This window comes from Novosphingobium sp. BL-S-32, assembly GCF_056857055.1.
This window is the reverse complement of sequence record NZ_CM166477.1, coordinates 1188700-1201765: the sequence shown is the minus strand read 5'-3', so window position 1 is coordinate 1201765 and position 13066 is coordinate 1188700. Positions and strand designations below refer to the sequence as shown.

At 61.2% G+C, this 13066-nt stretch carries 8 protein-coding genes; 4 read left to right on the top strand and 4 right to left on the bottom strand.

The genetic code is table 11. The features are described 5' to 3' along the window. Positions 1–9: 9 nt before the first annotated feature. Both AC1VVK_RS21840 and AC1VVK_RS21835 read right to left on the bottom strand, forming a co-directional pair. Positions 10–816, bottom strand: a complete 807-nt coding sequence (locus AC1VVK_RS21840; protein WP_482905296.1) for an SDR family NAD(P)-dependent oxidoreductase — start codon at positions 814–816, stop codon at positions 10–12. A 51-nt stretch (positions 817–867) separates the two neighbouring features. Next, the gene (locus AC1VVK_RS21835; RefSeq protein ID WP_482905295.1) at positions 868–2136 is read right to left on the bottom strand and encodes a cytochrome P450; all 1269 of its coding nucleotides are present in this window, start codon (positions 2134–2136) and stop codon (positions 868–870) included. 427 nt (positions 2137–2563) lie between these two features. On the opposite strand from AC1VVK_RS21835, the gene AC1VVK_RS21830 reads away from it, so the two are divergent. The 4 genes from AC1VVK_RS21830 (at position 2564) to AC1VVK_RS21815 (ending at position 7961) form a co-directional block, all read left to right on the top strand. After that, positions 2564–3391, top strand: a complete 828-nt coding sequence (locus tag AC1VVK_RS21830; RefSeq protein ID WP_482905294.1) for a helix-turn-helix domain-containing protein — start codon at positions 2564–2566, stop codon at positions 3389–3391. Between the two features lie 106 nt (positions 3392–3497). Next, entirely contained in the window at positions 3498–5609 is a 2112-nt protein-coding gene (locus tag AC1VVK_RS21825; protein ID WP_482905293.1) for a PQQ-dependent dehydrogenase, methanol/ethanol family, read from the top strand. Between the two features lie 108 nt (positions 5610–5717). Continuing rightward, complete coding sequence (locus tag AC1VVK_RS21820; protein ID WP_482905292.1) at positions 5718–6830, top strand: ThuA domain-containing protein; 1113 nt, start codon at positions 5718–5720, stop codon at positions 6828–6830. 33 nt (positions 6831–6863) lie between these two features. Continuing rightward, the gene (locus AC1VVK_RS21815; RefSeq protein WP_482905291.1) at positions 6864–7961 is read left to right on the top strand and encodes an alpha/beta hydrolase; all 1098 of its coding nucleotides are present in this window, start codon (positions 6864–6866) and stop codon (positions 7959–7961) included. A gap of 116 nt (positions 7962–8077) precedes the next feature. Here AC1VVK_RS21815 and AC1VVK_RS21810 read toward each other — a convergent pair whose 3' ends face one another. Next, positions 8078–10486, bottom strand: a complete 2409-nt coding sequence (locus AC1VVK_RS21810) for a TonB-dependent receptor (RefSeq protein WP_482905290.1) — start codon at positions 10484–10486, stop codon at positions 8078–8080. A gap of 358 nt (positions 10487–10844) precedes the next feature. Continuing rightward, a complete protein-coding gene (locus tag AC1VVK_RS21805) occupies positions 10845–13061 on the bottom strand; it encodes a beta-glucosidase family protein (RefSeq protein WP_482905289.1) in 2217 nt (738 codons plus the stop codon). Positions 13062–13066 lie beyond the last annotated feature (5 nt).

The window sequence follows — 13066 nt, the reverse complement described above, 5'->3', positions numbered from 1 at the left end:
GCGACCGCCTCACGCCATCTCGGCGGCGTCAACCTTCACGGTCGTGCCGCTCATGAACGCTGCCATGTCGGACGCAAGGAAAAGCACGACGCGGCCGATATCGTCAGGCACACCCACGCGGCCGAGCCGGCTGGTGCTCAGCGCCGGAATCTGTTCGAGAAGTTCGGGCTTTGCCGTAATGGCGCGAGCGGTCTTTTCCGTCCGGGCGTGGCTCGGCGCAACGCCCAGGACCCGTATATCGAAAGGCGCCAGTTCGAGCGCCAATTGCCGGGTCATGCCGCGAACACCGTGCTTCGACGCGACATAGGCACAAAGCCCCGGCGCAACACCCCTGAACCCGGCCTGAGATGCAACATTGATGATCACGCCGCCTTGGCCGCGCTCGATCATCCGCCGCGCCGCCGTCCTCGCGCCGATAAAGATGCCCCGAAGGTTGACGGCCATGACCTCATCCCACTCTCCAACCGTCATATCGAGGAGCGGAATGCTGGGATAGAGCGCGGCGTTTCCAACCCAGATGTCGATCCCGCCAAAGTGCTCAGCCGCCATTGCCGCGACCTGCTCGCATTCCGCCTCATTGGCAGCATCGCAGCGACACGCGACCACCTGCCCTCGTCCCATCGCGCGTATTTCTTCGGCAGCGGCACTGGCAAGAGGCGCGTCGATATCGGCGATCAGCACGTTTGCACCGGCTTCCGCAAGTCGACGGGCCATGGCTTTGCCAAGCCCCGTCGCGCCGCCGGTAACAACCGCGCAGCGCCCTTCAAGCGATATCAGCTGTTGAATGGTTTTGTCGGATACATCGGCTACGGCCATCGGCCCATTCCCCCTGTCTTGAATGACTTCCGGCTTCCGGAAAGTCCGGCGTCAGGCCATCTCGAATTTGATGTGAAGATCCACGAGACTGCGGAAGGTATAGGTCGGCACGAAGCGGAAGTGCCGGTTCTCCGGCGGTCCGTGACGGGTCTCATCAAGTTCGATACACTTGGTGCGTGCAAGCAGCCGCTCAATCGCGATGCCCGCCTCCATCCGGCCCAAAGGTGCGCCGGGGCAGGCGTGAAGCCCTCTGCTGAAGGCAATATGGTCCCGCAATCCCGCCCGGTCGATATCGAAGGCATCCGGATTTTCAAAGCGCCGCGGATCGCGATTGGCCGCCGAGAGACAGGCAGTCATCACGCTGCCCGCCGGAAGCGGAATGCCAGCCAGTTCGGTATCCCTCACGGCCAGACGATAGGCCGCCTTGACCGGTGGATCGAAGCGCAGAACTTCCTCGATGAAGTCACCGATGCGTGCCGGTTCCACACGCAAACGCTCCTGCAAATCGCTATCTTCGGCAAGAATGCGCACAGCCATCGAGATAAGATGCGACGTGGTATCCTGGCCGGCACCGAACAGAAACCGCGCAAGGTTGGAGAGGGTTTCAAAAGGCACATCTTCGCCGTTCCGGAACTTCGACTGGACCAGCTCGGTCAAGAGATCGTCGCGCGGGCTCTCCAGCCTTTCGCGCAGATAGCCATCGAACAGGTCCTTCAACGCGGCAAGCGGATCGGGGCCGACCTTCGCTTGCGCATCCCCCTCGATCTGGCTTGGCGGCGCGCCAATAGCTTCCAGCAGCACCGCGCGATCAGATTCGGGAATGCCCATGAAATCCGAAATCGCGAAAGTCGTTGTCGCATGGGCGTAGCGGACGACAACATTGCATTGCCCTTCTCTCGCAAATCCGTCGATCAGGCGATCTGCCAGCGATCTCAGGTACTGTTCGTTTTGCCGAATCCGCCGATAGGTCAGCAGACTTGTGATCAGCGTGCGATGCTCTGCATGGCGGGCTCCGTCGAAGCAGACCAGGTGCGCCGACCATGGAAGGCAATCGCGGACTTCATCGAGTTGCGCACCAATGTCATCGCCGTGAGGTTCGAAGGGCAGCGGCGGAATGGGCCCAAGAACGGAAAGGCAGGACGAAATGCCCTCATCCTTGCGATTGAGCAGTTCGGTCAGTTCATCATAGCCGGTTACCATATAGGCACCCTGATATGGCTCGCGCTGTACCGGGCAGATTGCACGAATCCGGCCGAAATAATCGGCGGGATCATCGATCACGGCCCGATCGCTGAAGAAATCCGGTAGCGGCTTGTCCACGTTATCGCATCCTCTCCCCTCGCCCAGACGGTCATTTGTAGGCGCAAAGCAGCGCGGCGAGAATTGTGTTCGTCACATTGTTAGCATTGTGCCGGGGAACGGTCAATCGGCCGCTCCCCGCCTGCGCAAACCTCACCGGAATCGAAAAACCTCTTTCCAACCCATGCCCATTAGTCTACCAACTGTTTAGTTGATATTGCAGCGCCGAACCTTGTGGGTACGAAGGTCACGAAATCCGGGCGGTTCGCCCGAACTGCGTTACCACAGCCTGTCGTCATCCCTCCGGAGCGCCAGGTTGAAACTTGCGAATGCCCGCCGTCTCGATGCGTTTCCTCTCCTGGAAGCAGACGGGATGGCGGGCACTTTTTCGCATTACACCGTACCGGACGCAATATCGCACCGCGAGGGGACAGAGGGAGGCGGGAAGATGACGATGGCCGAGAGGAACAAGACGAAGATCGCTCGCCGCGTAATCGAAGTTCTGGATTACCTCGACAGCGGGCGCGACGAAATCACCGTGATGGACATCGTGCGCTCCTTCCATCGCCCGCAATCCAGCACCTCCGAATTGCTGGCGAGCCTGGTTGAACTCGGCCTTCTCCACAAGGACCCGATCGCGCGGACATACCGCGTGATGCCGCGTGCGGCGTTCATCGGCCAGTCTTGCCAACCACAATCGATCCGCGACGGGCGCATCGTACGCCTCGTTGAAACGCTCCATTCGCAGACCGGATACCCGGTTACACTCAATGCGATTGTCGGTGTATCGGCACAAATTGTCGCAGTGCGCGGTACCGGCGATCTGGCCGCGCGCAAGTCACGCTTCCAATGCGGTGCCAAAGATCCGCTCGCCTTCAGTGCAGTCGGGCAAATGCTGCTTTCAGCGGTGCCCCAACCGCGCCGAGGCGGAGTCCTGCGCCGCCTCAACGCCGAAGCCGAACAGAAACGCAAATTCGCTGTAGCCGAAATGGACGTGCGTATCGCAGCTATGAGCGAGCGGCAGTTCGCGATTGGTCCGGCCGGATTTGGAACCGACCGCAAGGCGCTGGCGCTACTCGTTCCCGGTCAACCCGGTGATCGCCCGCTGGCAATCGGACTCGTTCTGCCGGCGCGTGAAAAGACGGAACCCGCGCCTCTTTTGGAGCAAGTTCGCGCGGTCATGGCGACGTCCCTCGGGATTCCGGAAATCGGCCAACCCGACGATGAAAGCCAAACGGTCCTCGAAATGCGCAGCGTGTTGAAAGCATCCGCCTGATCCGCGAAACATCCTGCTGGTCAACCAGCCAAATCGAACCGACACTCTGAAATACCAGGCAAAGCGCGCCCACAAGAATCCGCGCATCAGGGAGAGTAAAAAGGGAATGCTGGCAACGCGTATGAAACCGGGGCTTTATTCGGCCCTTGCCGCCGTACTTGCACTGTCTGCGTGCAACAAACCCGCCCAGCCGATCGATCAGAACATGATCGCGAATCCCGACGAATGGCCGAGTTGGGGCCGCACGGCGGGCGAGACGCACTATTCCCCGCTGGACGAGATCAACACCGACACGGTCGGCAATCTCAAGCTGGCGTGGCATACCGATCTGGAGCCGGGCTACACCGCCAGCACCCCGCTGATGGCCGAGGGCAAGGTCTTCGTGACCAGTGGCCACTCGCATATCCGCGCGCTCGACGCGGTGACCGGCAAGCAGCTCTGGGAATACGACGGCGGCACGCGAGAGCGCGCTACATCCACTCTGCAGATGAGTTGGGGCAACAAGGGCATCGCTTATGACGCGGGCCACGTCTTCCTTGTCACCACCGACGGCTACGTGATCTCGCTCGATGCCGAGACCGGCAAGGAAGCGTGGAAGACCTACGACTATCCCGATCAGGCCCCGCGCAACTCCAACGGCGCGCCGCGCGTGTTCGGGGGCAAGGTGATCGTCGGCTTCGGCGGCGCCGACATCAGCCCGGCGCGCGGCTTCGTCACCGCTTATGACGAGAAGACCGGCAAACAGGCCTGGCGGTTCTACACGACGCCGGGAGACGAAGTCTCGCCCGTCAATCAGAAAGCCGAAGCGGTCATGCGCAAGACATGGCCGAGCGGGTGGAAGAACCCCGACGGCACCCGGCGCGGCGGCGGCGGCACCGCGTGGAACGCCTTCAGCTACGATCCAGAACTCAACATGATCTACCTCGGTATCGGCAACGGCTTCCCCTACAACCAGAACTTGCGCAGCCCCGGCGGCGGCGACAACCTGTTCCTTGCCTCGATCGTCGCGGTCGATGCGAATACCGGCGAATACAAGTGGCACTATCAGGTCTGTCCCGGCGAGCAGTGGGATTGCACCGCCACCACCGACATGTCGCTGGCGACGCTGAAAATCGACGGCAAGGACCGCAAGGTGCTGATGCAGGCACCGAAGAACGGGTTCCTCTATGTGATCGATCGGGCAAGCGGAAAGCTGATTTCCGCCGACAAGATCGCCAAGGTCACCTGGGCCGATCACATCGACATGAAGACCGGCCGCCCGGTCGAGAACCCCGGCATCCGCTACGCGGGCAAGCCCGGCATGTTCGAACTCTGGCCGGGGCCGACCGGCGCGCATTCGTGGATGCCGCAGGCCTACAGCCCGCAGACTGGCCTCCTTTACATCCCCGTGATCGAAAAGGGCGCGCTGATCGGTGACGGCCAGAAAGGCGGCGCCGAGATCAGCAGGGGCATGGGTGTGACACTCAATCCCGAAGCCGGGTTGAAGAACGATTCCCGTTCCTTCCTCAAGGCTTTCGATCCCGCCACGCAGAAGGAAATCTGGAAAGTCGAACTCCCCGGAGACTGGCCCGGCGGCGTGATGGCCAGCGGCGGCGGACTGGTGTTCGAGGGGCAGATCGACGGACAGTTCGTCGCCCGCGATGCCAAAACCGGAAAGCAGCTCTGGTCGTTCAAGGCGCAGAGTCCGATCGTTGGCGCGCCGATCACCTATCGGGCCGGCGGCAAGCAGTATGTCACGGTGCTGTCGGGCAATGGCGGCACCGGCGGCGGCATCGGATCACCGGGCAACGCGGCCTACCGTACCGACTATCGCGCACCCCGGCATGTGCTGACTTTCGCGATTGGCGGAAGCGACACCCTTCCAGCCTATCAGCCGCCCGAACTGGTTCCGCCTGCCGATCCGGACTTCAAACCGGACACAAAGACAATCATGGCAGGCGGGATGGCATTCGCAACCAACGGGTGCATGGTGTGCCACGGCTGGAATGCGGTGGGCGGCGGAGCCGCGCCTGACTTGCGCTATTCGCCTGCAATCGTGGATCCGCAGACGTTCAAGATGATCGTTCAGCAAGGCGGCCTCAAGCTCAACGGAATGCCTCCCTTCCGGCAATTGAGCGATCAGGATCTGGAAGCTTTGCGTCTCTATCTGCGCGCACGCGCCAAGGCAGCCCCAATGGAGGCGCAGCCAGCACAGCATGGTGGGCGCGGCTCGCGATAAACCGGCAAGTCCTGCATATCGAAAATGACGGCAAGAGCGGGAATCAAGAGTAACTCGATTCTTACGCTCTTGCCGCCAAAATGAGCTGTGAGAGGAACAAGACCGGCCATGCTTTCCTGGACTTTAGCGGCCCTGGCGATCGCAGCAGCACCGGTAACCGTGGCGGCCGCCCCGGTCACCGACTGCCCGCTTCGCGATGCCGCCTTTTCGCTGGATTCTCCGCTGATCGACGTGCTCCTCAGCCCGTCGGCGAAGGCCGCTGCGGATCAGGCGATGTCGGGAAAGCTGTCGAGCTTGCCACCGTTTTTTGTCCGAACCGACGCACCGACCTTTTCCGCCATTTTGACACTGCGCCAAGTCGCCGTGATGGTGGGGGCGGATGCAAAGGCGCTACCCGCGCTCGATACGAGATTGCGAACCCTCCAGGTGACCGAGGCCGACCACATTGCCCGGTGTGCACGCTATGACAATGACCGCCCACAATTCGATCTCCAGCCGGGCAAACCGCACATTCTGCTGTTCGAAAAGATAAATGGATTCAAGGACGAGCCCGGCTTCAATGCTGCCCATGCCGCCTTCATCGCAATGGCCGCGCGCAAAGGCTGGAACATCGTCACGACGAATCGCGGCGGCGCCTTTACGCCCGAAAATCTTTCGCATTTCGATGCAGTCGTCTGGAACAACATCAGCGGGGACGTGCTGACACTGGCGCAGCGGAAAGCCTTTCGCGACTACATCGAGAAAGGCGGTGCCTATATAGGCGTACACGGCAGCGCCGGCGATCCCTCCTATTTCTGGGACTGGTACGCCGATTCCCTGCTAGGCGCCCGTTTCGTGGGCCACCCCATGCAACCGCAGTTTCAGGAAGCCCGGATATTCGTCGACGACAAGACGCATCCTGCGGCAGCCCGCCTGCCTGCGACCTGGACCATGAAAGATGAATGGTACAGCTTCGCCGCCAGCCCGCGGGTCACCGGGGCCGACGTCATCGCCCGTCTGGACGAGAGCACCTATTCCCAGAATGGTGGGTTCGGTGAGAAGCTGTCGATGGGCGACCACCCCATCGCGTGGAGCAGACACGTCGGAAAAGGACGGATGTTCTATTCGGCAATCGGCCACCTCCCGCAATCCTACTCCGAGGCGCACTACGTCGCCATGCTCGAAGACGCCGCCGACTGGGCAATCGGTAAATCAGCATCGCCGACGACGGCTCACAAGTGATCCCGCAATGCCCATCAGCCAGGAAAGGCAATTATGGCGAATGAAGGAATCTCGCGCAGGCAATGCGCAAGTCTTGTAAGCACGGCGGCTATCGGCGCCGCCTTGGCACCACATGCCTTTGCGCAAGCGGCCGCTGCCGGCGCCGGCATATCGAGCCCGCCTGCGGACTTCGACCCTCTTCCCTTCGTGAACCCCGAGCTCAGGCCAATGATTGCATCGGCATTGCCGATGATGCGCGGCTCGGTCACCACCAAGGAAGCCGTGATTGCCGCCCGATCCAGCCGATCCCCGCTTGAGCGCGCGCCCAGCGCCGGGATTTCTATCGCTGAGAAGCGGATTCCCGGAAGACCAGGCGATCCCGATGTGCGTATCTATATCGTCAACGCCGGGCCGAAAGCGCAGGCCCGACCTGCGATCCTGCACATTCACGGCGGCGGCTACATCCTTGGGACTGCCGCAAGCGGCCTTGCCGACCTACAGGATCTCGCCCGCGATCTCGACTGCGTAATTGTCACGGTGGACTACCGTCTTGCGCCCGAGACCCCATTCCCCGGCCCGCTGGAAGATTGCTATGCTGGCCTAAAATGGCTTCATGCGAACGTCGGCGCGCTTGGCGTCGATCCTGCACGCATCGCGGTAAAGGGCGAAAGCGCAGGGGGCGGTCTGGCCGCAATGCTTGCGATTGCCGCGCGCGACCGGAAAGAAGTTCCGCTGGCCTACCAATGCCTGATCTACCCGATGCTCGATGACCGAACGGGAAGCACCGTGCACCGGCCTCCCCAGCAGGGCGCGCTGATGTGGACCCCGCAAAGCAACAGGTTCGGCTGGAGCAGCTTTCTGGGCATCCCTGCGGGATCGCCGCAAGTTCCAGCCGGGGCTGTACCCGCTCGCACCGCAAACCTTGAAGGCCTGCCTCCCGCGTTCATAGGAGTCGGTACTATCGATCTGTTTTATGAGGAAAATCTCGAATACGCACGGCGCCTCGCGGCCGCCGGCGTGCAAGTGGAACTCGCCATCGCCCCTGGCGCCTTTCATGGCTTCACGCTGGTCCGTCAGGCGAAACTCGTCCAGCGCTACGAAAGCCACATGATGGCCGCCCTTCGCGATGGTTTGGGGCTGCCGCCAGCATAGGCCTCCAACGCCGGCGTCAAGGACGGGCGCTTCCAGCCTTCGCGACATGAAAAGAACCCCCGCCACAATCTGGCGGGGGTTCTTTTCCATTCAGACCCGGGCAATTGACGCCGGGATCACCTCGATCCGAACGCGTAACGGAATGTCAGTCCGAACTCGCGATTGGGGGTCGTATTGATGATCGTGTAGGGGCTGGTGGCCGTCATCCCCACCGTCTTGAAGGTGGGCAGCACCAATTGCTGGTAGTTCGACGTGGCCGCACGGTTAATGATCGTCGCCTTGTCGACACCAAACAGGTTCTTGGCAAAGGCCGAGACTTCCCAGGCGCCCTTGGGATCGCGAATGCCAAGGAACAGATTGAGCAGGCCATACGAACCGACCTGATCAAAAGCGAACTGGGGATCGCCCTGCGCCGATCCGTTGAAGTTGAACATGGCCCGCCCGAAACCTTCGAGCGAGGACGATATATCCTGATGATACTCGGTCTGAACAGTTGCGGAGAACGGCGACTGGAACGAGGAACGCTGCGTCACCTTGCAACCGGCCACATTATTGGCCCCGACTGCGGCCTGAAGGGCCGCAAGTGAGGGCGGCGCGCTCAGATCGTCGGGAATGCCGTCGCCATTGAGATCGTTGCAGGGAATGAGCCCGTTCTTGATCTTGCCCAGCGCGTAACTTGCCGTCGCCGAAACGCTCCAGTTCGGCGTGATCTCAAAGGAGGCATCCGCTTCGACGCCGTTGACTTCGACCGGCACCGAGGCGACGAAATTGAAGATGCCCACTGTCGGCGTCACCGTCACGGCTCCGCCGGCACCCACCGTGGCCATGTAATTCACGTAATAGACGCCGCTCTGCGAGCGATAGGGATAGTTGTTGAACTTCTGGTGATACACGGAGAGGTTTGCCGTACCACGGCCGCCGAACAGCGTGGTCTTGATACCCGCTTCGTAGGACTGCGATGTTTCGGTCTTCAAGTTCTGGAATGAGTTCTGAAGATCGGACTTCACGACGCTGAAATCACCGATCGAAAACGCACCGGGACGCCTTGAGGTACCGAAGCTGGCATAGGCCATGACGGCGGGACTGAAGCGGTGCTTGAGCGAAGCAATATAGATCATGCCGTCGTCGTTAACCGGCGACGTCGGGAGAGCGTTGCCCGCGATCACCATCGGCACGCCAGGATCCCGGTGTTTGATGTGGCGCAGACCGCCGGAAAGCTCCGTACTGTCGCCAATATGTGCGGTCAGGTTCGCGAAGAACGATTCCTCGGTCACGTGGCCGCCATTCAGGCCGATAGGTGTTTCGGCGATCGTGGCCAGTCCACCACCAAGACTTGCAGGAAGAAATACCGGGGTCTGCGAAATTACGTTCGTATCAGCTTTCTGCAGCGTGTGGAAATAACCCGCTACGTAGTCGAACATTCCCGCGACCAAGGATTCGTTCTGAAGTCGGATTTCATGCGTCCACGTGTCGGCGTGGGTATGCGTGGTCTGGAACCAGTTCTTTCCCGACAGGATATTGGCGCTGTCTGAGTTCGTCACCGACTGGACGTCGAGATCGTACTTCTGACCCTGATAGACCAGCAACTGACCGGCAAGGCGGAGTTCCGCGCGCCAGTTATAGCTGTTGAACGTCTGATCGACATTGCGGGGATTGGACAGGATCGAAAGCCGGTCGCCCGGCGTGATGACCGGATCGCTTTGCTCGGCGCTGGGATCGAACAGCGAGTAGGACGCAAATTGATCGAATTCGCGCGCCTTGCGCGACATCGTCTGCGCTACGCCGTAAAGCCGCAGGAAATCGGTCGGCTCGACAAGAAGGCTGATGCGCCCGCTTGCCGTATGGGTATAGGGATCCCGGCGATCACCATCGTTCTGGATCGACGTGACGCGGTTACCCTCGCCCGCCGAATAGACGCCCGCGACACGCACCGCAGCCAGCCCGGACAGCAGCGGCAGATTGAGTGCACCATTGACGTTCTGGCCGCCAATAGTGTTGGCCGTCGTCGACATGTAGCCGCCGACATTGTAAAGATCGGGTCGCTTCGTGTTGACGACAATCGAACCTGACGGGGTCGCCTGTCCACGCAAGGTTCCCTGCGGTCCGCGCAAGACTTCCACCTGACTCACGTCATACATGGTCTGCAGGACCAGGCTGCCCTCCTGCGGGGCATCGTTCTGGTAAAAGGCGACCGAAGCCGAGACGCCGGCGTTGGGATCGTACTGGATCCCGCGCATCTGGCCGCCTGCGGCAACGCCGTTGGAATTGCTGAAGAACTGAAGACCCGGAACCAGGTTCTGCACTTCGTTGAAGTCGCGCATGTTGAGCTTCTGGATCTGCTCGGACGTGACAGCATTGACCGCCATCGGCACGTCCTGAATGCTTTCATCCCGGCGACGCGCTTCGACGATGATGACACTCGACGCTTCTTCGGCATCTTGGGATGGAGCTTGCTGCGCCATTGCTGGAACAGAAATCGACAGAGCGCTCACACCGATGAACGCCACCTTCTTGCAAAGGCGCATGTAATACCTCCCCTATTTTTTAAGGCGCCTCCAACCAAATGGGGCGCTGTTGATTGCCTGACCAATCTTGATTCCCCTATTGCACCCACCTTCTTCCTTGGCAAGCAGCATGGCACGAGATTGCATACAATCTTAGTCAGAGAGGCAGTTGGCCCACCTCCAAGATTGGGGGCGGGCCAACGACTAAAAATCCATAATATCCATAAAACAACGCGTTTAAGCGATTTTTATCGGCAAAGGGTGCCATCGATCTCTTCGTCTTTTCCCGCCGAGGCCAGATCATCGCCACAGCGTTTGTATCCAATAATAGACCTTACCACTTTCGAAGCGAGAAAAGTCGCTCGAAATGGCCTGCGCCTCACTGCGTCCAAACGCGCCCTTTCCAATTGGAACGCACCGATGGACCAAGCGCTTCCGCGTTCTCGCCCAAGGCGAAATCATAGTCGCCCGCCGGGATAGTCCATTTTCCGTCGGCCCAATCCGCCAGCAGGCGATTGTCGATAGTCATGCTGACACTGCGAGACTCGCCGGGCTCAAGCGCGACACGCTGGAATCCGACCAACCGCTGCACCTTCCGCCCGGCTCGGCCAACCAGATAGAGCTGGACGACTGTGGCGCCGCTGCGTTGCCCCGTATTGGTGACAAGCATTGTCGCGCGGTTGCCCTGGATCTGGAGCTTGCCGGCCTGAAACGCCGTGTAACTCAGCCCAAAGCCGAACGGAAAAAGTGCCCGCTGTTGCTTGAGGGCATTCCATCGATAGCCCACGTCCGCGCCTTCGATGTCGTAGTTCACATCGAGCCTAGTGTTCGCAGGAATGTTGCCGAGTGAGATGTCGCCGCTCAGTTCGACGCCGTCGAGATGAGGGCGAGGGAGTTGTTCGATGGCGGCAGGGAAAGTGACCGACAGGCGGCCCGAGGGATTGGTTTCGCCGAACAGGACCGAGGCAATCGCCTCGGCGCCCGCCGCGCCGGGATACCAGGCCTCGACAACGGCAGCTGTCTTGCCAAGCCAGGGCATCAAGACGGGCGCGCCCGTTTCGAGCACCACGATGGTGCGCGGATTGGCCGCGGCAACGGCCTCGATCAGGGCGTCCTGACCGTCGGGAAGGCCGAGGTCCGGCGCGTCGATGCCCTCGGTCATCCACTGCGTTGCGAACACGATGGCGATATCCGAGTGCCGGGCAAGTTCCACCGCGCGCGAAATGTATCGGCTGTCGCGAAAGCGAACCTCCGCGCCTGCCGCTCGCCGCTTGATTGCGTCGAAAGGCGCCCCGGGCTGGTACTGCTGCGAAATCAAGGCCGCGAATGGCCCCGATCCGCCGATCGGCACTGTCAGTGCCGGCCCCTTCTCGCCGTTGACCTGGCTCGAACCCGCTCCCGACAGCACCCCGGTATCCGCAAAGCCGCCGATGACGGCAATGGATTTCGCCGACCCGGCAAGCGGCAAAACCCCGCCGACATTGCGTAGCAAGACGATGCCCTGCTCGGCAATCCGGCGCGAGACAGCGAGGTTGGCAGCCGCATCGACTGCCTTTGTAGGCTCACCCGGCTTGTCGAGCCCGTGAGCATAGATGCTCGTCAGGATCCGCTTGTTCATATCGTCCAGCCGACGCGCATATTGCGGGTCGGACGCAGCCTTGCCTGCCAGAGTGTCGCTGAAGAACACCTTCGGGTCCATTTCCTGACCCGACTGCTGGTCGAGGCCGTGAATGGCGGCTTCCACCCCATGAACAGCGCCCCAATCGGACATGACGAAGCCCTTGTAGCCCCAGTCCTGCTTCAGCACTTTCTGGAGCAGCCAGTCATTCTCGCAAGCGTAGGCGCCATTGACCTTGTTGTAGGCGCACATCACCGCGCCGGGACGTCCGATTTCAAGACCTATCTGGAAAGCGAGGAGATCGCTCTCCCGTGCGGCGCTTTCGGATATCCGCGCATCGAGAAAATAGCGGCCACTTTCCTGATCGTTGACCGCGAAGTGCTTGATCGTCGAGACAATCCCGTTCGATTGGATACCGGCGATCGCGTTACCCGCCAGGACACCGGAAAGCAGCGGATCTTCGGACAGATATTCGAACGTGCGCCCGTTGCGCGGGTCCCGGATCAGGTTAGTGCCTCCGGCCAGCATCACATTGAAGCCCTTGGCCTTCGCCTCTGCGCCAATCATGGCGCCGCCGGCACGGATCAGATCGGGATCCCACGTCGATCCCATCGCCATGCCGGAGGGTAGTGCTGTCGCGCCGTCCTTGCGAAGACCCATGAGCCAGGCGACGCCGAGACTGGCATCGGTTTCCCGCAGCGAAGGTACGCCAAGGCGCGGAATGCCGTGGACGTAGCCCGCGCCGATGACGGCATCGGCGGGCAGGTTCATCGGCCCCATGATCGGGACCGCCATCTGCCCGTGCGTCAGGACGGTCTTCTCCTCGGCCGACATCTGCCGAAGCGTGTTTTCGGCCCGAGCCTCCGCACTCTTAACTTCAGCATCACCACTCGGTGCCGGAGCCGCCGCTGCCCCGGTTTGGCAGGCCAGCGCCAGAGCCAACACCGAACTCAACGTCCGCAGATTATTCGCGCGCATGAGCC